This is a genomic window from Pseudomonas kuykendallii (assembly GCF_900106975.1).
Classification (GTDB): domain Bacteria; phylum Pseudomonadota; class Gammaproteobacteria; order Pseudomonadales; family Pseudomonadaceae; genus Pseudomonas_O; species Pseudomonas_O kuykendallii.
Genome location: NZ_FNNU01000002.1, coordinates 477,509 through 498,011, shown reverse-complemented (window position 1 = coordinate 498,011; position 20,503 = coordinate 477,509). Strand labels below are relative to the sequence as shown.

Genomic DNA, 20,503 nt, shown 5'->3' with positions numbered 1-20,503 from the left:
GCCGTCAGCCGAGGAACAGCCGGCCGATGCCGAAGTTCGAGCCCACGCTCCAGATCAGCACGGTCAGCGCCAGCAGGGCCTCGAGCACCAGCACGCCGATGCCCAAGGTTCCGCTGGAGAGGATGAAACCGTCCTTGCGCGGGATCTGCAGGAACGACGGAATCCCCAGGTACAGCAGATAGGCCGTGTAGCAGAGCGCCACGCAGCCCACCAGGATGCACAGCCAGATCAGCGGATAGAGCAGCACCGCGCCGGCGAGGAACAGCGGCGTCGCCACGTAGCCGGCGAACACGATGCAGCGGTCGACGCTGGGGCGCTCCGGATAACGCTCGGCCATGCGGAAGATCACGTTTCCCATCACCGCGATGGCGGCGAGGATCATCAGGTAGAAGCCGGCACCCAGGGCGACGGCGACGGGTAGCGACACCTCCGACGTCTGCATGTCGCCGAGCTTCCAGCCGATCTGGGTGGTGCCGATGAAGGCGCAGACCACCGGTATCAGCGCCATCAGCAACACGTGATGGGCATACAGGTGGATGACGGTTTCGCCTTCGGTGTTGATCTGGGCCCATTCGCGGGTCGGACGGGACAACAGTCCCCATACGTGATTGATCATCGCGCTCCCTCCTCTCCCGCCCCTTACGGGGCTGTGTCGAGACCGCGCCGGCGGGGTGTCGGCGACGGAATCTGTAATTGAGAGTAGACCCACCTGCGATGGTTCGTCGCACCCTTTGACGGCCGATGAAGCGCATTTCGGCAACAGGCGGTCACACCTTCGCCGCCTCGGCGTGCGCCAGGCCAGTCCCGGACGCCACCGGGCGCGCTATCCTGCGCGCCTCACCCTCAGGAGACTCACCATGCGCGCATTTCCCCTGCTCGCCGCGCTGCTCGTCGGCGGCGTCGCCCAGGCCGCCGAGCCGGTGGCCATCGACGTCTATCGCGACCCCAACTGCGGCTGCTGCACGTCTTGGATCAAGCACCTGGAGCAGAACGGCTTCAGCGTCCGCGACCACATCGAGAACGACATGCCGGCGCTGAAGACCCGCCTCGGCGTGCCGCACGCGCTCGGCTCGTGCCACACCGGGGTGATCGACGGCAAGTTCGTCGAAGGCCACGTGCCGGCGAAGGACGTGCTCGCCCTGCGCCAGCGCGCCGACCTGGCCGGCATCGCCACGCCGGGCATGCCGATGGGCTCGCCGGGTATGGAAATGGGCGAACGCAAGGACGCCTATCAGGTGATCGGCGTGGGCACCGACGGCAAACAGAGCGTAGTGAGCGACTACCCGGCCCATTGACCGGCGTCAAACAGGTGGTTCGGGGTGTTTCCTTTCGTCAGGAACCGACCGTTCGGACACGCGCAGAGGCGCGAACGCTGGTGTAGATTCGCGCGCTTTGCATGATGGCGCTTCGCCTAAGCGCGCAACGCTTCCGTCCTCTCGCAGTGATCGGACCCCACCCATGACAGCCGATGTTCTCGCTCCCCTGGCCGCCGACTGGGGCGCCCTTATCGACCGCTACGACGCCACCCTCTGCCGAACCGTCGGCGCACTGATCGACGCGCACGCCGAATCGCTTGCCGAACGGTTCTACCAGCACATGGGCGATGACAGCCACGCCGGGCAGTTCCTCGCCCACCAGCGCGTCGAGGAACACCTCAAGCCGTCGATGCGGCGCTGGCTGCAGGAGATGTTCGCCCTGCGCAACCGCTCCGACGTTCCCGAACTGATCGAACTGCAGAAACGGATCGGCGAAATCCATGCGCGGGTCGACATCCCGATCAGCCTGGTGATGCGCGGCGCGCGCTTCCTCAAGGCAGCGATCTTCCTGCAACTGGGCAGCGCCAGGCTCGGACGCGCCCAGCTCGACGCCATCACCTTCGTCAGCGAGAACATCGACATCGCCCTGGAGGTCATGAGCCAGGCGTACTCCCTGGCGCATCAGCGCAACGCGCGTTCCGAGGAGGCCTACCGGATGTTCTCGGTATCGCAGAACATCGGCACCGAGCGCGAACGCCAGCGCGCCGGCCTGCTCGACTGGGAAAACCAGCTGATGTACGACATCGCCCTCGGTGCCCAGGCCGGGCAGTTGCAGCCGCTGCTGCAGTCGGACTTCGGCCTGTGGTTCAAACACAAGGCGACGCATGCCTTCCAGGACGCGGTGGAGATGAGCGCCATCCGCGAACACGTCGACCGTATCGAGCGCTGCATCGCCCACTTCCAGCCGGCGGAGGGCAAGTTGCGGCAACTGCGCGAGCTTCGCGAATCCACCCGCGTCGTGCGCTACCTGCTGGACACCCTGTTCGCCCGCGCCGGCGAACTGGAGGTCGGCCGCGACAGCCTCACCCAGATGCTCAACCGCAAGTTCCTCAGCGTCGTCCTAAACCGCGAGATCGCCCTCGCGCGCACCACCCACAGCCCGTTCGCCGTGCTGATGGTCGACATCGACCACTTCAAGAGCGTCAACGACAACCTCGGCCACGAAGCCGGCGACCTGGTGCTGCAACAGGTCGCCGCGATTCTCTCCCAGCTGCATACGCGGCGGCGACTACGCCTTCCGCTACGGCGGCGAGGAATTCCTGCTGATCCTCGTCGACACCACAGAAGCCACCGCCATGACACTCGCCGAGCGGGTGCGCCGGCGAGTCGCCGAGGAAGTCTTCCAGCTCGCGGCGAACCGCTCGATCCGCACCACCGTCAGCCTCGGCGTGGCCCTGCACGACGGTCATCCGGACTTCCAGCGCACCCTGCGCCGCGCCGACCAGGCGCTCTACCAGGCGAAGAACGAAGGCCGCGACCGGGTGGTGCTGGCCTGCGACTGAACGTCATCGCGCCTCGCGCGTCCTAGCATGAAGCGCCGGACTCACCGGCCTTCAAGGAGATCCGGCAATGCGTTGGCAAAGGGCGAGAAGAAGCGAAAACGTGACGGACGGCCGCTCCGGTGGAAGCGGCCTGCGCATCGGTGGCGGGCTGGGCCTCGGGGGCATCGTCGCGGTGGTGGTGATCAGCCTGCTGATGGGCCAGGACCCGCTGCAGATCCTCGGCCAGCTCTCCGGCCAGGGCTCGCAGGTCGAGCAGAGCCAGCCCGCGGACGGCCGCGCCGATCCCGAGGTGGACTTCGTCAGCGCGATCCTCGGTGATACCGAAGACACCTGGGCCGCGCTCTTCGCCACCGGCGGAGGCCAGTACCGCCAGCCGGAACTGCGCCTGTTCAGCGGCGGCACCAACTCCGCCTGCGGCTATGCCTCTTCGCAGGTCGGCCCGTTCTATTGCTCGCTGGACCAGAAGGTCTACCTGGACCTCGGTTTCTTCCGCGAACTGGAACAGCGCTTCAAGGCCGCCGGCGACTTCGCCCAGGCCTACGTGATCGCCCACGAAGTCGGCCATCATGTGCAGAACCTGCTGGGTGTTCCCGCCACCGTGGACGCCGCGCGCCGCAGCGGCCAGCCGATGGAGGGCGCCAGCGGGCTCTCGGTGCGCCAGGAGTTGCAGGCGGACTGCTACGCCGGCGTCTGGGCCTTCCACGCGCAGAAGCGCCTCGACTGGATGGAGCCCGGCGACCTCGAGGAAGCCCTGAACGCCGCCAGCGCCATCGGCGACGACCAACTGCAACGCAAAGGCCAGGGCCGCGTGGTGCCCGACTCCTTCACCCACGGCACCTCGCAACAGCGCGTGCGCTGGTTCAAGGCCGGCTTCGAAAGCGGCTCGCCGGACAGCTGCGATACCTTCGAGGCGAAGGCGTTGTGAACATCGGCTAGGTTCTCAGGATCGTCACGGGAGCAAGGATGCTCATGGACCTGTTACCGAACAGCAAGACCCTGAGAAGCCAGATGACCGACGCCGAGCTACTGCTGTGGCGTCAGCTGCGCGGCCATCGTTTTCTAGGCCTCAAGTTCAAGCGGCAGAAGCCCATGGGGCGCTATATCGTCGACTTCGTTTGCCTGGAGCATTTCCTCATCATCGAGGTGGACGGCGGCCAGCACCAGCAGGCGTCGGACAAGGACGCCGCGCGCGACCGCTATTTCGAGGACCGCGGCTTTCGCGTGCTGCGCTTCTGGAATCACGAGGTGTTGGGGGAAACGGAGGCGGTGCTGGAGCGTATACGGCTGACGCTGCTGGAAGGCTTCAGCCCTCTCCCCAGCCCTCTCCCGTAAACGGGAGAGGGGGCTGCCCGTGCGGGTTCGGCGCCACGACGTGGGGCTCGGCAGCCCTTCGACTTGGCGCACGCCCCTCTCCCCTTCATGGGAGAGGCCGGGGAGAGGACCACCGCCCCGAATCATCCCAGCCATAACCAAGCACCAAACACTCAGCAGCCCAGCCCAGCACCACACTCCATCCCCCACCCCACACCACCCCCTCTCCCATTCATGGGAGAGGGCCGGGGAGAGGGGCCGTTGCCCCGAATCATCCCAGCCATAACCAAGCACCAAACACTCAGTAGCCCAGCACCACACTCCATCACCCACCCCGCACCACCCCCTCTCCCATTCATGGGAGAGGGCCGGGGAGAGGGGCCGTTGCCCCGAATCATCCCAGCCATAACCAAGCACCAAACACTCAGCAGCCCAGCACCGCACTCCATCACTCACCCCGCACCACCCCCTCTCCCATTCATGGGAGAGGGCCGAGGGAGAGGGGCCTTTGCCTCGGATCAGCTACCCAACCCCGCCAGCACCTCTGCGCAATCGCGCACGAAGCCGTCGCTCCATTCCGGCCAGGGGTTCTCGGGCAGGTTCACCAGCAGTGCATGCGCGCCGGCCGCGCGGGCGCATTGGAGGTCCATGCGGTGGTCGCCCACCATCACCAGCGCGCCGGGGGCGACGCCCCAGCGTTCGGCCAGATGCAGCAGGCCGCCGGGGTGGGGTTTGGGCGGGGCCTCGTCGCGGCCGAGGATATCGTCGGCGGCGAAGCAGTCGTCGAGGCCGATCGCCTTCAGGGTCACCAGCGCCAGCTCATGGGCGTTGCGGGTGAGGATGCCGAGCCGGCAGCCGCGCTCGCAGAGGGCGCGCACCAGCGCCACCGCGCCCACGGCCGGGCGTGAGGCGCGCGCCAGTTCGCGTTCGTGGTCGAGCAGCCAGGCGCGCTTGCGCGAGGCCGCCTCAGCGGGCAGCGCCGCCAGGTGATGGAGGATGTCGTCTTCCGCGGGGATGTCCAGCTCGCGGCGGATGAGGGCGAAGTCGTGCACGGCGACGGTCAGGGTGCCGTCCATGTCGAACACCCAGTGGCGCGCCTCGCCCAGCGTCACTTCCAGTCCTCGCGCTGGCGGATCAGCCCCTCCTGCGCCACCGAGGCCACCAGCTTGCCCTGCTGGTTGTACACGCTGCCGCGGTTGAAACCGCGCCCGCCGCCGGCCCAGGGGCTGTCCATGACGTACAGCAGCCACTCGTCCGCGCGCAGGTCGTCGTGGAACCACAGCGCGTGGTCGAGGCTCGCCACCTGCATGAACTTCTGCCACACGGACACCCCGTGCGGGCGCAGCGACGTGGTCAGCAGGCCGAAGTCCGAGGCGTAGGCGAGGATGTACTTGTGGATCGCCGGGATGTCCGGCAGCGCGCCGTCTGCGCGGAACCAGACGTGCTTGACCGGCTCGCTGGAGACCGGCAGGAACGGGTTGCCGACGTGCACCGGGCGGATTTCCACCGGCCTGCGGCTGACGGCCTTCTCGCGCATGCGCGGCGGCAGTTGGTCGACGATCTCCAGGGCCAGTTCGGTTTCCGACTTGAGGCCCTCGGGGCCGGGCACGTCGGGCATCTGCGACTGGTGCTCGAAGCCCGCCTCGCGGACCTGGAACGACGCGCTGCAGGTGAAGATGGTCTGGCCCTTCTGCACCGCGGTGACGCGGCGGGTGGTGAAGCTGCCGCCGTCGCGCACGCGGTCGACGCTGTAGACCACCGGCAGGCTGGCGTCACCGGGACGCAGAAAGTAGCCGTGCAGCGAATGCACGGGGCGGTCCGGGTCGACCGTCTGGCTGGCGGCGGACAGCGACTGGCCGAGTACCTGGCCGCCGAACAGCTGGCGGAAGCCGAGGTCCTGGCTGACGCCGCGGAACAGGTTTTCTTCGATGGTTTCCAGGCTCAGCAAGGCGACCAGGTCGTCCAGTACTTGGCTCATTGTTTCGCTCCTCGATCAGCCTCAGGCACGGTTCAGGGCTCGCGCGGCCCGTTGCCGCCATGGTAATGGGTTTACCGGCGCCGCGGTCATTCCTGCCGCCACTCTCCGGCGCGCAGGCGATAGAGCTGGTGGTGGCGCAGCCGGTGATCGCGCGGCAGGTGCGGATGTTCGAAGTCCGCGGCCGGGTCGCGGCGCATGCCCAGGCGCTGCATCAGGCCCAGCGAATTGCGATTGTCCGGCACGGTGAAGGCGACCACTTCCTCGAGGCCCAGCTCATCGAAGGCGTGGTCGAGCACGCGCTCGGCGGCTTCGTGGGCGTAGCCCAGCTCCCAGTGCGCCTGGGCCAGCCGCCAGCCGATCGCCACCGCCGGGGCGAAGGCCGCGGGAAAGTCCACTACCTGCAGGCCGACGTAGCCGATGAAGGACTCCTCCCCCGGCACCTCCAGCGCCCACCAGCCGTAGCCGTGCTCGGCGAAGTGCGCTTCGATGCGCGCGGCCAGGGCATCGCTCTGCTCGCGGTCCAGGCAGGCGGGGAAGTAGGCCATCACCTGCGGATCGGCGTTCATCGCGGCGAACGGCGCGCGGTCCTCGGGCATCCATGGACGCAGGATCAGGCGCTCGCTGCGCAGGCTGGGAACGGGGTGTGGCATGCGGACTCCTCGACGAGCGTGTCCGACATCGGACCGCTGCGCCGACGGGAGATTCGCCGCCGGCCTGGCTCGCCACGGCGCCTGGCGGCCCGCATCGCCGCCGCGCGCTCCGCGACGAGCCCACTCGTCCGTCCGCCTGAACCAAAGCCCGCCGCCAGCCCTATCAACTAGGGAATGCCGCGCTGCCGCCGGCGCCGAACGCGGCGTCACGCGCAGACGCGCCTACCCAGAACGAGGAAAAGCCATGCAAGCCCTGACCTATCACGGTGCCCGCGACGTTCGCGTGGATAACGTTCCCGACCCGGTCATCCAGGCCCCCGACGACATCATCCTGCGGGTGACGGCCACCGCCATCTGCGGTTCCGACCTGCACCTGTATCGAGGCAAGATGCCGGCCATGAAGAGCGGCGACATCCTCGGCCACGAATTCATGGGCATCGTCGAAGAGGCCGGGCCGGCGGTCACCGCGGTGAAGAAAGGCGATCGCGTGATCGTGCCGTTCGTGATCGCCTGCGGCGACTGTTTCTTCTGCCAGATGAACCTGCATGCCGCCTGCGAAACGACCAACCCGGACCGCGGCGCGATCATGAACAAGAAATCGATCCCCTCCGGCGCCGCGCTGTTCGGCTACAGCCACCTGTACGGCGGCATGCCCGGCGGCCAGGCCGAGTTCGTCCGCGTGCCGAAGGCCAATGCCGGCCCGTTCAAGGTCCCGGACACGCTCAACGACGAGCAGGTGCTGTTCCTCACCGACATCCTCCCCACCGGCTACCAGGCCGCGGTCAATGCCGGCGTGGGCCGGGGCTCCAGCGTGGCGATCTTCGGCGCCGGCCCGGTCGGGCTGATGGCCGCCGCCAGCGCCCGCCTGCTCGGCGCCGAGCAGATCTTCATGATCGATCACCACCAGTACCGGCTGGACTTCGCCCGCCAGGCCTACGGCGTGGTGCCGATCAACTTCGACGAGCAGGACGACCCGGCGGAGGTGATCATCCAGGCCACGCCCGGCATGCGCGGGGTCGATGCGGTGATCGACGCGGTCGGCTTCGAGGCCAAGGGCAGCACCACCGAGACCCTCCTCACCAACCTCAAGCTCGAAGGCTCCAGCGGCAAGGCATTGCGCCAGTGCATCGCCGCCGTGCGCCGCGGCGGCGTGGTCAGCGTGCCTGGCGTCTACGCCGGCTTCATCCACGGCTTCCTGTTCGGCGACGCCTTCGACAAGGGCCTGACCTTCAAGATGGGCCAGACCCACGTGCATGGCTTCCTGCCGACGCTCCTCGGGCACATCGAGAGCGGCGAGCTGAACCCGGAAATCATCATCACCCACCGCCTGCCGCTGTCCAGGGCCAGCGACGGCTACAAGATCTTCAACGACAAGCAGGAGGACTGCCGCAAGGTGATCCTCGTCCCGGAAACCGCGCCGCAGTTCAGCGCCCGGCCGTTCACCGATGCCGCACCCGGCACGCCCGGGGTATCGCCGCTGGGTTGAGGCACTGGCAGGCGCCCCGGCCACGGGGCGCCGTGCCGGGCGGGGCGAAGCCGGTTAGAATCGGCGCCTTTCTTCCGCGCCAGGACCGACCATGCCCGCCACTTCCGTCCCCCGCGTCGCCATCGTCGGCGGCGGTCCGTCCGGGCTGATGGCGGCCGAGGTGATCAGCGCCGCCGGCATCGCCGTCGACCTCTACGACGGCATGCCGTCGCTCGGGCGCAAGTTTCTCCTGGCCGGCGTCGGCGGCATGAACATCACCCACTCCGAGGCGCGCGAGGCATTCCTCTCACGCTACGGCGAACGTCGCGAGGCGATTTCCGCGCTGCTCGCCGATTTCGACGCCGACACCCTGCGCGCCTGGATTCACGGCCTGGGCATCGACACCTTCGTCGGCAGCTCGGGCCGCGTCTTCCCCACCGACATGAAGGCCGCGCCGCTGCTGCGCGCCTGGCTCAAGCGCCTGCGCGAACAGGGCGTGCACCTGCACACCCGGCAGCGCTGGCTGGGCTGGAACGATCACGGCGCGCTGCGCATCGCCACCGCCGAGGGCGAGCAGGCGCTGTACGCCGACGCCACCCTGCTGGCGCTGGGCGGCGGCAGCTGGGCGCGGCTGGGCTCGGACGGCGCCTGGGTGCCGTTGTTGCAGGCGCGCGGCGTGGAGATCGCGCCGCTGCGGCCGAGCAACTGCGGCTTCGAGGTGGCCGGCTGGAGCGCGCTGCTGCGCGACAGGTTCGCCGGCGCGCCGCTCAAGTCCGTCGCCCTGGCGCTGGACGGCGAAACCGCGCGGCGCGGCGAATTCGTGCTCACCGCCAACGGCATCGAGGGCAGCCTGGTGTACGCGCTGTCCGCCGCGATCCGTCGGCGCATCGAGGCCGACGGCCGCGCAGTGGTGCGCCTCGACCTACTGCCGGCGCTGTCGGCGCAGGATATCGAAAAGCGCCTGAGCCGCCCGCGCGGCAAGCACTCGATGGCCAGGCACCTGCACGGACAGCTCGGCCTGGACGGCGTGAAGGCGGCGCTGCTGCGCGAATGCGCCCCGGCCGAGGCGTTCGCCGACCACGCGCGGCTGGCGACAGCGATCAAGGCGTTGCCGATAGAACTGCTGCGCACACGCCCGCTGGACGAGGCGATCAGCAGCGCCGGCGGCGTCACCTTCGAGGCGCTCGATGCCAACCTGATGCTGCGCGCGCTGCCCGGCGTGTTCTGCGCGGGCGAGATGCTGGACTGGGAAGCGCCCACCGGCGGCTACCTGCTCACCGCCTGCTTCGCCAGCGGCCGCCACGCCGGCCTGGGCATGCTGGCGTGGTTGCGCGACGCGGGCAGGCTATAGCCGGACGTGCGTAGGGTGGGCTTCAGCCCACCATCGCAGAGCAGAATATCGGTGGGCTGAAGCCCACCCTACGGGGTATGCGGGCGCTGATCAGCGCTGCCAGAGCACGCCGCGGTCGATGTCCGCCAGGGTGGCGCAGCCGGTGAGCGCCATCGCCGCTTCGAACTCGCCGCGCAGGATGTTCAGCAGTTGCACCACGCCTACCGCGCCGCCCAGCGCCAGCGCGTGCACGTAGGGCCTTCCGATGAGCACCGCCTGGGCGCCGAGGGCCAGCGCCTTGAGCATGTCGGTGCCACGGCGGATGCCGCCGTCGAGCAGCAGCGGCACGCGTCCACCGACCTGGTCGGCGATGCGCGGCAACAGCTCGATGCTCGCCGGCAGGCTATCCAGCACGCGGCCACCGTGGTTCGAGACGATCAGCCCGGCAACTCCGGCCTGCACCGCGCGCTCGGCGTCCGCCGCGGCGCTGACGCCCTTGAGCAGGACCGGCAGCCGCGTGTTGCCGAGCAGCCAGTCGAGGTCGCGCCAGGTCGGCGCGCTGCCCAGCCGGCCGTCGAACAGCGGGCTGTCGAGGATGCCCGCCGCCTTCGCCGGCCTGACGCGCATGCCACGCAGGTTGACCGCCTCGGGCAGCTGGAAGCCAGCGCGCTGCTCGCGGTTGCGCACGCCATTCACCGGTGCGTCCACGGTCAGCACCAGCGCGCGGTAGCCGGCGGCCTCGGCACGACGCACCAGCTGCAGGGTGAAGTCGCGATCCGGCTGGATGTACAGCTGGAACCAGGGCGAACGGGCGACGCCGGCGACCTCCTCCAGCGACAGGCTCGAAGACGTGCTCAGCGCCATGCCGACGCCCATCGCCGCCGCGGCCTCGGCCACAGCGCGCTCGCCGTCCGCGTGCACCAGCCGCTGCGCCGCCACCGGCGCCAGCAGCAGCGGCATCGACAGCGTCTGGCCGAGCAGTTCGCAGCGCGTGCTGGCCCCGCCCAGATCGGCCAGCACGCGCCCCTGCAGGCGAATCTCGGCGAAGGCTTCGCGGTTGCGCCGCAGCGTCGCCTCGTCCGCCGCGCCACCCTGCAGGTACGCCCAATAGCCCGGCTCGATGCACGCGGCGGCGCGCTGCTCGAAGTCGTCGAGGCTGTACACGGCAGGAATCAGCGACACGGACATGGGAATGGCTCGCAACGGGACGGAAGGCGCATCCTGCCCGCCGCGCCCGCGCCTGTCGATGACCTGCGGCAGCGCCTACTTCAGGTACCAGCCCCAGGGCTCGGGGCTGATGTACTCGGTCACCTGTTTCACTTCCAGGTAGTTGTCCAGGCCCCAGCGACCCAATTCGCGGCCGATGCCGCTCTGCTTCATGCCGCCCCAGGGCGCCTCGCTGAAGGTCGGCTGCGAGCAGTTGACCCACAGAATGCCGGCACGCAGCCGGTTGGCGACCCGCGCGGCGCGCGCCGGGTCGGCCGACATCACCGCCGCGGCCAGGCCGAAGCGGCTGTCGTTGGCCAGACGGATCGCCTCCTCTTCGCTGCGGAAGCGCTTCACGCAGAGCACCGGGCCGAAGATTTCCTCGCGCCAGACGATGCTGTCCACGTCCGGCTCGTCGAAGATCGCCGGCTCGACGAAGTAGCCGCGCTCGAAGCCGCTCGGCCGGCGCCCGCCGGTGAGCAGCCGGGCGCCGCTGGCCTGACCCTGGGCGATGAAGCCGAGCACCTTGTCGTACTGGCCGCGGCTGACCAGCGGGCCGAGCAGCACGCCCTCCTCCAGACCGTTGCCGATGCGGATCTTGCGGGTTTCCTCGACCAGTCGCTCGAGCAGGCGCGGCGCCAGCCGTTCGTGCACCAGCAGGCGCGAAGTGGCGCTGCACACCTGGCCCTGGTTCCAGAAGATGCCGAACAGGACCCACTCCACCGCGGCCTCGACGTCGGCATCCTCGAAGACGATGAACGCCGACTTGCCGCCCAGCTCCAGGCTGATGTTCTTGATGTCCGCGGCGGCCGCCGACATGATTTTCGAGCCGGTCGGAACGCTGCCGGTGAAGGCCAGCTTGTCCACCCCGGGATGCGCGGCCAGCGCGCTGCCGGCCTCGCCGCCGAGGCCGGTGACGACGTTCAGCACGCCGGCCGGCAGGCCGATGCGGTCGGCCGCGGCGGCCAGTTCCAGCGCGCTCAGCGAGGTCAGCTCGGACGGTTTGAGCACCACCGTGGCGCCCGCCGCCAGCGCCGGCGCGACCTTCCAGGCGGCCATCAGCAACGGGTAGTTCCAGGGGATGATCTGGCCCGCCACGCCGACCGGCTCGTAGCGCAGCGAGCAGCGGAAGCGCTCGTCGGGTAGCGCCAGCGGCTCGTTCTGGCGGCCGTCCAGTTCGCGGGCGAGGCCGGCGTAATAGCGAAAGCAGCCGATCGCGTCGCCGACGTCCCAGCGCGCCTCCGGCAGCGGCTTGCCGTTGTCGCGCACTTCCAGCACGGCGAGCTCTTCGTGGCGCGCCTCCAGGCCATCGGCGAGCAGGTCGAGCCAGGCCGCGCGCTCGGCACCGCGGCTCTCGCCCCAGTTGCGGAACGCCTGGCGGGCCGCGCGCACGGCGTGGTCGATGTCTTCCTCGGTCGCCGCCGGCAGGCTGTGCAGCGGCTCCTCGGTGGCCGGATCGAGGGTTTCGAAGCGGCCGCCCAGGTCGGGGCCGACCCATTGGCCGTTGATGTACAGCTGGTCGCGCATGGCGTTCACCTTCAGGGCAGTAAGCAGGACGGATCAGGCGCCGGGCTGGCGGTTCTGCAGGTAGCGCGAGGCCACCAGCAGCGCCAGCGAGGCGGCGATGATCACCGTGGACAGCGCGTTGATCTCGGGCGTGATGCCGCGCCGGATCGAGGAAAAGATGTAGATCGGCAGGGTGGTTTCGGAGCCGGCGACGAAGAAGGCGATGATGAAATCGTCGAAGCTGAAGGTGAAGGCGAGCAGGAAGCCGGCGAGGATCGCCGGGGCGATCTGCGGCAGGATCACCCGGAAGAAGGTCGACAGCGGTGGTGCGTAGAGGTCCGCCGACGCTTCCAGCAGGGCCTTGTCCAGCGCCTCGACGCGGGTCCGCACGATGACCATGACCAGCGCCATGGTGAACAGCGAGTGCGCCGCCACCACCGTACCGAAGCCCATGCGCAGGCGCGGCAGCGCCGGATCGATGGCCTGCAGCAGCGGGTTGAGCAGGTCGAACAGGGTGATGAAGGCGATCAGCGTGGCGATGCCGATGACGATTCCCGGCACGATGATCGCGCAGTAGGTCAGCGCGTCGAAGAAGCGCCGCACGCGGCCGCCGACACGCTGCAGGCCGAACACCGCGAGGGTGCCGAACAGCGTCGAGAGCAACGCCGAGCAGAGGGCGATCAGCGCGCTGTTGCCCAGCGCCTCCATGATGAACGGGTTGCCGAAGGCGCGGCCGAACCACTGCACCGAGCAGCACTGGAAGGACAACCCGCTACGCCCGGCGTTGAAGGCGAACACCATGATCAGCGCGATGGGCGCGTAGAGGAACAGGTACAGCGACGTCGAATAACTGCGCAGCCACATCTCACAGCACTCCGTCGCGGCTGGCGCCGCCGAAGCGCGCCGCGAGTTTCAGGTAGACCAGGATGATCGCCAGCATCAAGGCCACCAGCGTCATCGCCAGGGCGCTGCCGAACGGCCAGTTGCGCGACTGCAGGAACAGGTCGACCAGCGCGTTGCCGACGAAGAACACCTTGCCGCCGCCGAGGATCGCCGGAATCAGGAACTCGCCCATCAGCAGGATGAACACCAGCATCACGCCGGTGATCATCCCCGGCGCCGACAGCGGCAGGGTGACGCGGCGGAAGGTCTCGAAGCGGCTCGCGCCGAGGTCGCCGGAGGCTTCCAGCAGACGCTTGTCGAGTTTTTCCAGGCTGACGTAGAGCGGGAACACCATCAGCGGCAGGTAGCCGTAGACGATCCCCACCAGCACCGCGGTGGGCGTGTTGATCAGCCGCACGCCCTCCAGGCCGAGGCTCGCCAGCAGCGCCGGGATACCCTTGCCGCCGAGGATGAAGATCCAGGCGTAGGTGCGGATCAGGAAGCTGGTCCAGAACGGCACGATCACCAGGGTCAGCAGCAGCGAGCGGTTGCGCCGCACCTTCACCGCCAGGAAGTAGGCCAGCGGATAGGCCACCAGCAGGCACACCAGGGTGCCCAGCGGCGCCAGCACGAGGGTGTTGCTGAAGGCGCCGGCACGCGAGCCCAGCGCCAGGTAGTTGTCGAGGGTGAAGCCGCCGCCGTAGCCGCCCACCGAGCTGCGCTCGCCGAAGCTGAACACCAGGATGACCAGCAGCGGCATCAGCAACAGCAGCAGGAACCACAGCGTCGAGGGCAGCAGCAGGAGCCAGGTGATGCGCCGGCCGAGGCCCAGCGCTGGCGCCACCCCGGCGGGCGACGCATTGACGGCGGTGTTCATCGGCGAATCCCCGCGCATAGGCAAGACCTCAGGCATTCGGCTCCCCTTCCCGGGCGGAAATTGCAGGCATCGTCACGCCGCCTTGAAGCGCGCCATCAGCTCGGCGCGCACGGGGCTGGTGAGGGTCGCCGCGGCGCCGAACTCCAGGTGGCTGAGCAGCTCGGCGGCCGGGTACATGATCGGGTCGTCGAGCATTTCCTTGGGCAGCAGCGCGTCCACGCGCTTGTCGCCGCTCGGGTAGCCGTGGGCCTCGACTTCCAGCTTGTTGTGCGCCGGATCGAGCAGGTAGTTGATCAGCGCGTAGGCCGCATCGCGGTGCTCGGCGCCCTTGGGAATGGCGAAGAAATCGCTCCACAGTTCGCCGCCCTCGCGGCCCAGGGCGAACTGCATGTCGGGGTTGTCGCGGTGCAGCTGCGAGGCGTCGCCGGTCCAGCACATGGCCATCCAGGCATCGCCGCTGCGCATCGACGGCTGGATGTCGGAGTTGATCGCGAACAGGTGCGGCTTGCAGTCGATCAGCAGCTTCTCGGCGTCGGCCAGTTCCTTGGGGTCCAGCGAGTTGAAGCTGTAGCCGAAGTACTTGAGCGCGTTGCCGATGGCGGTGAGCTGGTAGTCGTGGACGATGGTGCGGCCCGAGGCGCTGGTCTTGGTCAGGTCCCAGAACTGCTTCCAGCTGTCCACCGGGGTCTTCAGCGCGCTGGAGTCGTAGACGATGCCGGTGGTGCCCCAGTTCTTCGGCACCGCGTAGACCTTGCCGTCCACCGTGCCCTGGGCCATGAAGCGCTGCTCGAAGGCCTTGGGATCGAAGTTGGGGATGCGCGCGAGGTCCAGCGGTTCGATCAGCCCCAGCTCGACGTAGGTGCTGATGGTGTAGTTGGTCGGCACGAACAGGTCCCAGCCGCTGCCGCCGGCCTGCAGCTTGGCGAGCATCTCCTCGTTGGAGCCGAACACGTTCATCTGCACCTTGGCGCCGGTGGCTTCGGCGAAGGCGGCGAAGTTGTCCGGGCTGTGGTAATTCGGCCAGGTCGCCAGGTTGACGCGGTCGCCCATGCTGCCCTTCTCGGCGGCGAAGGCGCGGCTGGTCAGCAGCCCCGGCATGTTCGCCGCCATCACCGCGGCGGCCAGGCCCAGGCCGGTGCGGCCGAGGAAATCGCGGCGGGTGATCGAGCCGTTCTGCCAGCTGCGTAGGGTCTTGATGAAAGTCTTCTTGTCCATCGTCCGTCTCCTGGTCGTCGTGTCGTTCTGCAAAAGGGTCGAAGCGTCGGTTCAGACGGCCATCGCCAGGCCCTTGGCCTGGTCCCAGCCGATGCTCACCGCCGCGCCGTGCTCGAAGTCGCCCTGCGGCGCGCCGCCCTGGCGTGGGACGCGCACGCAGACGACGCCGAAGGGGCCGGTGCGCACGCGGTACTCGGTGAGGTTGCCGAGGTAGATGCGGTCTTCCACCACGCCGTCCAGGCGCACCTCGGCGCTCGGCGGGGCGCTCGGCGCGCCGATGGCGATCAGTTCCGGGCGCACCGCGATGCACGCGGCGCTGCCGGCGAACAGCCGCGCGCCGCTGCCGCTGGCCGGGCTGGCGAGCTCCAGGCCGTTGCCGGTGTCGAGCACCACGCGGTCGCCGTCGAGGCGTCGCACGGTGCCGTCGAAGAGGTTGGATTCGCCGATGAAGTCCGCCACGTAGCGGTTCGCCGGGGTCTCGTAGAGCGCCTCCGGGCTGGCGGTCTGGATGATCTTGCCGTCGCGCATGATGCTGATCGAGTCGCTCATCGACAGCGCCTCTTCCTGGTCGTGGGTGACCAGCACGAAGGTGATGCCGACCTCGCGCTGCAGGCGCAGCAGTTCGGACTGCATCTCCTTGCGCAGCTTGCGGTCCAGCGCGGCCAGGGGTTCGTCGAGGAGCAGCACGGTGGGCTTGTTGACCAATGCGCGGGCCAGCGCCACGCGCTGCTGCTGGCCGCCGGACAGCTCGTGCGGCTTGCGCGCGCCGAAGCCGGACAGGCGCACCATCTCCAGCGCTTCGTCGGCCAGGCGGCGCTGCTGCGCGCGATCCGGACGCGGCGTGCGGTAGCGCAGGCCGTAGGCGATGTTCTCGGCCACCGACAGGTGCGGGAACAGCGCGTATTGCTGGAACACCATGTTCACCGGGCGCTGGAACGCCGGCACGCCAACCACGTCGCGGCCGGCCAGCAGCACCTGGCCTTCGCTGGGCTGCTCGAAGCCGGCGATCATCCGCAGGGTGGTGGTCTTGCCGCAGCCGGAGCCGCCGAGAAAGGTGTGGAAGGCGCCGCGCGCGACACGGAAGTTAAGGCCATCGACGGCGGTGACGCCGCCGTAGCGCTTGACCACGCCGTGGAACTCGATATCGAAGGACTGCCCGTACTCGCTCACGCTTCTTCCCCTGCGGTTGCATTGCAGGGTTCACGCTATCAACCGGCTTCGCGCCGCGTATATATCCCCCGGGGGATAGAGGCGATCAGCCGGTGGCGCGCAGGTCCGCCGCACGCTCGGGCAGCGTCAGCTCGCGGATGAACAGGCCGAGCAGCTCCGACTGGCTGCCGATGCCGAGGCGGGCGTAGAGGTTCTTGCGGTGGATCTTCACCGTGCCGGGGCTGATCGCCAGTTGCTCGGCGATGGACGCGCTGGAGTGCCCGCGCAGCAGCAGACGCACGATCTCCTGCTCACGCGCGGTAAGCACCCCGGCGCCGAAGCGGGCGAAGGCTTCGTGGACGCTGTAGTCCAGGTCCTGCGCCGGGCGCGGCCGCTCGGCACGGCGCAACTGCCAGGCTTCGCGGACCACCTGTTCGACCACCGGCCGGGCGCATTCGAGGATCTGCATCTCGTCGCGCGAATAGGCCGGGCTGGACACGCTGCGCATCAGCGAGAGCACCGCCTTGGCGCCGCAGTCGAGGTCGACGAAGAAGGCGATTTCCTCGGTCTGGCCGGTTTGCTGGTAGTAGGTCAGGTAGTACTCGCCGAGGTAGAAGTGGTCCGGCGCCAGCTGCCGCAGCCGCCACAGCCCGGCGGGCTGGTTGCGCGTGCAGGCCAGGTAGAAGGGATCGAGCAGGTAGGGACCGGCCTGGTAATCCTCGACGTAGATGTGCCGGGTGTCGGCGGGAAAGGTATCGAACAGCGCCAGCGGCCGGTGATTGCCCTCATAGACGAACAGCACGAAGTGATCCACCGGGCAGACCTGGCGCAGCCACTGGCTCAACCCGCGCAGGCGTGCACGACCGGGTTCGAGCGACAACAGGTGGGCGATGCCGCAGCTCCAGTGCTTGAGGAATTTATGGGGCATTGGCGATCTCGCTCGGTCGCTGGACGAAGGTGCGGCGAAAAAATGCACGATCTGCGCCAGCCCTCCGCAAGCCCCGTGGCAGCGCGATCCACCCTTGCGCTGCGACCGACTCGCGCACCGCTTTGGGTCATCCGACCCCATCCGCGGTAACGCAACCGTCCCACCCCACAGATGCGCCAACCCCGAGCGTAGGGTGGGTTAGCGGCGATATGCAGAGGAATCGACCACAAACCCCCTCCTCCGCCGCCGCGTAACCCAACGGGCGGTGGTCGGCGAAACCTCGCTTGGTGGGTTACGGCGCGCATCACCGTGAACGCCCGGACCCACACGGAGCGCCTAACCCACCCTACGGATACGCCTCACCTCAACGTAGGGTGGGTTAGCGGCGATGTGCAGAGCAATCGACCCCACCACCCACCTCCACCGCCGCGTAACCCACCGGGCGGAGCCGGGCGATATCACGTCCGGTGGTTGGCGATACCTCGCTTGGTGGGTTACGGCGCGCATCACCGTGAGCGCCCGGACCCACACGGAGCGCCTAACCCATCCTACGGATACGCCTCACCTCAACGTAGGGTGGGTTAGCGGCGATATGAAGAGGAATCGACCCCACCCCCACCTTCACCGCCGCGTAACCCACCGGGCGGAGCCGGGCGATATCACGTCCGGTGGTTGGCGATACCTCGCCTGGTGGGTTACGCGCGCATCACCCGTGAACGCCCGCGCCCACGCGGTGCGCCTAACCCACCCTACGGATGCGCAACCTTGATGGCGGCGATGTGCGGAGAACGCCTGCGTTACGGCTTCTTCGGTTTGCCGCCCTTGGGCGCGCCCTTCGCCGGGCCTTTGCCGAAGGCCGGTGCCTTGCGCACGGCCTTGGCGGCGGGCTTTTCGTCGTTGTCGAACCAGCGCCCGAGGTGGACCTTGCCGCCGGGGTCCTTCTTCTGCTTGGGCTTCTTCGGTTTCTTCAGCACCTGGCCGCTGGCGTCGGTCGCCGGGACCCGGTGATCCGGCTCGAAACCGGGCTCTTCGACGCGTCTGAGCGTCTGCCCGGTCAGCACCTCGATGGCGGCGAGCAACTGCACCTCGTCGGCGCAGACCAGCGACAGCGCCTCGCCAGAAGCCCCGGCACGACCGGTGCGGCCGATGCGATGCACGTAGTCCTCGGCAACGATTGGCAGGTCGAGGTTGACCACCAGCGGCAGGTCGTCGATGTCCAGCCCGCGTGCGGCGACGTCGGTGGCGACGAGGATCTGCACCTCGCCGTCCTTGAACCGCTGCAGCGCACGCAGACGCGTCGGCTGCGGCTTGTCGCCGTGGATCGCGTCGGCGCGGATGCCGTTGCGCAGCAGTTCGCCCTCCAGCTCGTCGACGCCCTTGCGGGTCTTGGCGAACACCAGCACCTGGCCCCAGCGGTTCTTGCGCAGCAGGTGCAGGAATAGCTCCGACTTGCGTTTCTTGTCCACCGTCACCAGCCACTGGCGCACGCTCTTCGCCGCCGCGTTGCGCGGGCTGACCTCGATCGACAGCGGATCGCGCAGCAGCTCGCCGGCCATCTGCCGGATCGCCTCGGAGAAGGTCGCGGAAAACAGCAGGGTCTGGCGTCTCGATGGCAGCGCGGCGAACAGGTCGTCCAGCTCGCGGGAGAAGCCGAGGTCGAGCATGCGGTCGGCTTCGTCGAGGATCAGCGTCTGCAACTGGGCGAACTTCACCGCGTTCTGCCGGTACAGGTCGAGCAACCGGCCAGGGGTCGCCACCAGCACGTCGATGCCCTTGCGCAGCTTCATCATCTGCGGGTTGATGCTGACCCCGCCGTACACCGCGTAGCTGCGCAGCGGCAGGTGCTCGCCGTAGGTGAGGAAACTCTGCTGCACCTGCTCGGCCAGCTCGCGGGTCGGCACCAGCACCAGCGCGCGGATCGAGTTGGGCGCCACCTGCGGGCCTTCCAGGGTCAGCCGCTGCAACAGAGGCAGGGCGAAACCGGCGGTCTTGCCGGTGCCGGTCTGCGCGGCCGCCATCAGGTCGCGGCCCTTGAGCACGGCGGGAATCGCCTCGGCCTGCACCGGCGTGGGCGTCTGGTAGCCGAGCGCCTCGAGGGTGCGCAGCAGGGGTTCGATCAGGCCGAGGGAAGCGAAGGTCATGGGAAAAACCGGGAAGCGGAACGAGGCGCGCAGTTTAACCCCAGAGGTGTCGTAGGGTGCGCCGCGCGCACCGTCAGTATTTCCGATGGGACTACGCCCCACGCCGCCATTGCGGCAACCCGATCAGCACCACCGCGCCGACGATCAGGCCCATCGCCAGCCACTCCTCATGGCCGATGCGCTCGCCGGCGAAGGCGATGCCCAGCAGCACGGCGACCACCGGATTGACGTAGGCGTAGCTGGTGGCCGCCGCCGGACGCACGGTCTTCAGCAGGTAGAGGTAGGCGCTGAAGGCGACGATCGAGCCGAACAGCACCAGATAGGCCAGCGCCGCCCAGCCGGCCAGCGTCGGCGCCTGGGTCATGCGCTCGCCACTGGCGACGCTGCCGATCAGCAGCACGGCGCCGCCGACCAGCATCTGCGCGGCGCTGGCCATCGGCCCGGCCGGTTGCGTGAGGCTCTTGCTCCATACCGAGCCGAACGCCCAGGCTGCGGCGGCGAACAGCACCAGGGCGGCGCCCAGCGGGCTGGCCTGGAGGTTGGAACCGAGGTTGAGCAAGCCGATGCCGATCAGTCCGAGGATGATCCCGGACCATTCCAGGCGCGTGTTGCGATGGCCCCAGAACAGGCCGAAAACCAGGGTGAACAGCGGCATCGTCGCCACCGCCAGGGCCGCCACGCCGGACGCCACGCCGCCGTGCTCGGCCAGCGTCACGCCGCCGTTGCCGCAACTGAGCAGCAGAAACCCGACGGCCCCGGACGCCAGCCACTGGCGCCGCGTCGGCAGCGGCGCGCCGCGCCAGCGCTGCCAGGCAAACATCAGGCTGCCGGCGATGAGGAAGCGCACCGCGGCCATCAGCAGCGGCGGCCAGGATTCGACGCCGATGCGGATCACCAGGTACGTGGAGCCCCAGACCAGGTAGAGCGCGGCGAAGGCGCCGACCAGCAGCAGGGGAAAACGAGGCGCGGACATGCTCGGGGCTCACGGCGAAGGGCCGCCGATTCTGCGTCAGCGCCACGCGTGCCGACAGATACAGAAGCCGAGCG

The 20,503-nt window shown here is 68.8% G+C and carries 19 protein-coding genes; 6 read left to right on the top strand and 13 right to left on the bottom strand.

Going from position 1 to position 20,503, the window contains the following annotated elements; all coding sequences use genetic code 11:
- Positions 1-4: 4 nt before the first annotated feature.
- Positions 5-616, bottom strand: a complete 612-nt coding sequence (locus BLV15_RS07490; protein ID WP_090226121.1) for a Yip1 family protein — start codon at positions 614-616, stop codon at positions 5-7.
- Positions 617-857: 241 nt separating this feature from the next.
- Here BLV15_RS07490 and BLV15_RS07485 point away from each other — a divergent pair, with 241 nt between their 5' ends.
- The 4 genes from BLV15_RS07485 (at position 858) to BLV15_RS07470 (ending at position 4,150) form a co-directional block, all read left to right on the top strand.
- A complete protein-coding gene (locus BLV15_RS07485; protein ID WP_090226118.1) occupies positions 858-1,295 on the top strand; it encodes a DUF411 domain-containing protein in 438 nt (145 codons plus the stop codon).
- 163 nt (positions 1,296-1,458) lie between these two features.
- A complete protein-coding gene (locus tag BLV15_RS07480; protein ID WP_425438509.1) occupies positions 1,459-2,844 on the top strand; it encodes a diguanylate cyclase in 1,386 nt (461 codons plus the stop codon).
- A 41-nt stretch (positions 2,845-2,885) separates the two neighbouring features.
- On the top strand, positions 2,886-3,743 hold the full coding sequence (gene ypfJ / locus BLV15_RS07475) for a KPN_02809 family neutral zinc metallopeptidase (RefSeq protein ID WP_090226116.1): 858 nt from the start codon (positions 2,886-2,888) through the stop codon (positions 3,741-3,743).
- A 44-nt stretch (positions 3,744-3,787) separates the two neighbouring features.
- On the top strand, positions 3,788-4,150 hold the full coding sequence (locus BLV15_RS07470) for an endonuclease domain-containing protein (protein ID WP_090227393.1): 363 nt from the start codon (positions 3,788-3,790) through the stop codon (positions 4,148-4,150).
- A gap of 497 nt (positions 4,151-4,647) precedes the next feature.
- Here the strand turns inward: BLV15_RS07470 and BLV15_RS07465 are convergent, their stop codons facing one another.
- The 3 genes from BLV15_RS07465 to BLV15_RS07455 all read right to left on the bottom strand — a co-directional run bounded on the left by BLV15_RS07465 (position 4,648) and on the right by BLV15_RS07455 (position 6,757).
- Entirely contained in the window at positions 4,648-5,241 is a 594-nt protein-coding gene (locus BLV15_RS07465; RefSeq protein WP_175534313.1) for an HAD family hydrolase, read from the bottom strand.
- Complete coding sequence (gene tesB, locus BLV15_RS07460; protein WP_090226113.1) at positions 5,238-6,107, bottom strand: acyl-CoA thioesterase II; 870 nt, start codon at positions 6,105-6,107, stop codon at positions 5,238-5,240. Before tesB ends, BLV15_RS07465 begins: the two co-directional genes overlap by 4 nt.
- An 86-nt stretch (positions 6,108-6,193) precedes the next feature.
- Positions 6,194-6,757 carry a GNAT family N-acetyltransferase gene (locus BLV15_RS07455; protein ID WP_090226110.1) on the bottom strand — a complete coding sequence of 188 codons (564 nt, stop codon included), beginning with the start codon at positions 6,755-6,757 and terminating at the stop codon, positions 6,194-6,196.
- 244 nt (positions 6,758-7,001) lie between these two features.
- Here BLV15_RS07455 and BLV15_RS07450 point away from each other — a divergent pair, with 244 nt between their 5' ends.
- Entirely contained in the window at positions 7,002-8,243 is a 1,242-nt protein-coding gene (locus BLV15_RS07450) for a zinc-dependent alcohol dehydrogenase (protein WP_090226108.1), read from the top strand.
- A gap of 91 nt (positions 8,244-8,334) precedes the next feature.
- On the top strand, positions 8,335-9,573 hold the full coding sequence (locus BLV15_RS07445; RefSeq protein ID WP_090226106.1) for a TIGR03862 family flavoprotein: 1,239 nt from the start codon (positions 8,335-8,337) through the stop codon (positions 9,571-9,573).
- A gap of 90 nt (positions 9,574-9,663) precedes the next feature.
- Here the strand turns inward: BLV15_RS07445 and BLV15_RS07440 are convergent, their stop codons facing one another.
- From BLV15_RS07440 to yedA, 9 genes are all read right to left on the bottom strand, one after another.
- Positions 9,664-10,740 carry an alpha-hydroxy acid oxidase gene (locus BLV15_RS07440; protein WP_090226103.1) on the bottom strand — a complete coding sequence of 359 codons (1,077 nt, stop codon included), beginning with the start codon at positions 10,738-10,740 and terminating at the stop codon, positions 9,664-9,666.
- A 75-nt stretch (positions 10,741-10,815) separates the two neighbouring features.
- Complete coding sequence (locus tag BLV15_RS07435; RefSeq protein ID WP_090226101.1) at positions 10,816-12,285, bottom strand: aldehyde dehydrogenase family protein; 1,470 nt, start codon at positions 12,283-12,285, stop codon at positions 10,816-10,818.
- Positions 12,286-12,318: 33 nt separating this feature from the next.
- Complete coding sequence (locus tag BLV15_RS07430) at positions 12,319-13,128, bottom strand: ABC transporter permease (protein WP_090226098.1); 810 nt, start codon at positions 13,126-13,128, stop codon at positions 12,319-12,321.
- 1 nt (position 13,129) lies between these two features.
- The gene (locus tag BLV15_RS07425) at positions 13,130-14,023 is read right to left on the bottom strand and encodes an ABC transporter permease (protein WP_090226096.1); all 894 of its coding nucleotides are present in this window, start codon (positions 14,021-14,023) and stop codon (positions 13,130-13,132) included.
- Positions 14,024-14,095: 72 nt separating this feature from the next.
- Positions 14,096-15,238, bottom strand: a complete 1,143-nt coding sequence (locus tag BLV15_RS07420) for an ABC transporter substrate-binding protein (protein ID WP_090226091.1) — start codon at positions 15,236-15,238, stop codon at positions 14,096-14,098.
- A 51-nt stretch (positions 15,239-15,289) separates the two neighbouring features.
- On the bottom strand, positions 15,290-16,408 hold the full coding sequence (locus BLV15_RS07415; RefSeq protein ID WP_090226088.1) for an ABC transporter ATP-binding protein: 1,119 nt from the start codon (positions 16,406-16,408) through the stop codon (positions 15,290-15,292).
- 85 nt (positions 16,409-16,493) lie between these two features.
- Positions 16,494-17,315 carry a helix-turn-helix transcriptional regulator gene (locus tag BLV15_RS07410; RefSeq protein ID WP_090226087.1) on the bottom strand — a complete coding sequence of 274 codons (822 nt, stop codon included), beginning with the start codon at positions 17,313-17,315 and terminating at the stop codon, positions 16,494-16,496.
- A gap of 797 nt (positions 17,316-18,112) precedes the next feature.
- Entirely contained in the window at positions 18,113-19,456 is a 1,344-nt protein-coding gene (gene rhlE1, locus BLV15_RS07405) for an RNA helicase RhlE1 (protein ID WP_090226084.1), read from the bottom strand.
- A 91-nt stretch (positions 19,457-19,547) separates the two neighbouring features.
- Positions 19,548-20,429: a drug/metabolite exporter YedA gene (gene yedA / locus BLV15_RS07400; protein ID WP_090226082.1), complete on the bottom strand. Its 882-nt coding sequence runs from the start codon at positions 20,427-20,429 to the stop codon at positions 19,548-19,550.
- Between the last annotated feature and the right edge of the window lie 74 nt (positions 20,430-20,503).

Excerpts from the sequence above, each read along its gene's own strand:
- yedA (WP_090226082.1), bottom strand. The coding sequence starts at position 20,429 with ATGTCCGCGCCTCGTTTTCCCCTGCTGCTGGTCGGCGCCTTCGCCGCG.
- BLV15_RS07445 (WP_090226106.1), top strand. The coding sequence starts at position 8,335 with ATGCCCGCCACTTCCGTCCCCCGCGTCGCCATCGTCGGCGGCGGTCCG.
- BLV15_RS07455 (WP_090226110.1), bottom strand. The coding sequence starts at position 6,757 with ATGCCACACCCCGTTCCCAGCCTGCGCAGCGAGCGCCTGATCCTGCGT.
- BLV15_RS07485 (WP_090226118.1), top strand. The coding sequence starts at position 858 with ATGCGCGCATTTCCCCTGCTCGCCGCGCTGCTCGTCGGCGGCGTCGCC.
- BLV15_RS07440 (WP_090226103.1), bottom strand. The coding sequence starts at position 10,740 with ATGTCCGTGTCGCTGATTCCTGCCGTGTACAGCCTCGACGACTTCGAG.
- BLV15_RS07450 (WP_090226108.1), top strand. The coding sequence starts at position 7,002 with ATGCAAGCCCTGACCTATCACGGTGCCCGCGACGTTCGCGTGGATAAC.
- BLV15_RS07480 (WP_425438509.1), top strand. The coding sequence starts at position 1,459 with ATGACAGCCGATGTTCTCGCTCCCCTGGCCGCCGACTGGGGCGCCCTT.
- ypfJ (WP_090226116.1), top strand. The coding sequence starts at position 2,886 with ATGCGTTGGCAAAGGGCGAGAAGAAGCGAAAACGTGACGGACGGCCGC.
- BLV15_RS07430 (WP_090226098.1), bottom strand. The coding sequence starts at position 13,128 with ATGTGGCTGCGCAGTTATTCGACGTCGCTGTACCTGTTCCTCTACGCG.
- tesB (WP_090226113.1), bottom strand. The coding sequence starts at position 6,107 with ATGAGCCAAGTACTGGACGACCTGGTCGCCTTGCTGAGCCTGGAAACC.
- BLV15_RS07435 (WP_090226101.1), bottom strand. The coding sequence starts at position 12,285 with ATGCGCGACCAGCTGTACATCAACGGCCAATGGGTCGGCCCCGACCTG.
- rhlE1 (WP_090226084.1), bottom strand. The coding sequence starts at position 19,456 with ATGACCTTCGCTTCCCTCGGCCTGATCGAACCCCTGCTGCGCACCCTC.
- BLV15_RS07490 (WP_090226121.1), bottom strand. The coding sequence starts at position 616 with ATGATCAATCACGTATGGGGACTGTTGTCCCGTCCGACCCGCGAATGG.
- BLV15_RS07470 (WP_090227393.1), top strand. The coding sequence starts at position 3,788 with ATGGACCTGTTACCGAACAGCAAGACCCTGAGAAGCCAGATGACCGAC.
- BLV15_RS07410 (WP_090226087.1), bottom strand. The coding sequence starts at position 17,315 with ATGCCCCATAAATTCCTCAAGCACTGGAGCTGCGGCATCGCCCACCTG.
- BLV15_RS07425 (WP_090226096.1), bottom strand. The coding sequence starts at position 14,023 with ATGAACACCGCCGTCAATGCGTCGCCCGCCGGGGTGGCGCCAGCGCTG.
- BLV15_RS07420 (WP_090226091.1), bottom strand. The coding sequence starts at position 15,238 with ATGGACAAGAAGACTTTCATCAAGACCCTACGCAGCTGGCAGAACGGC.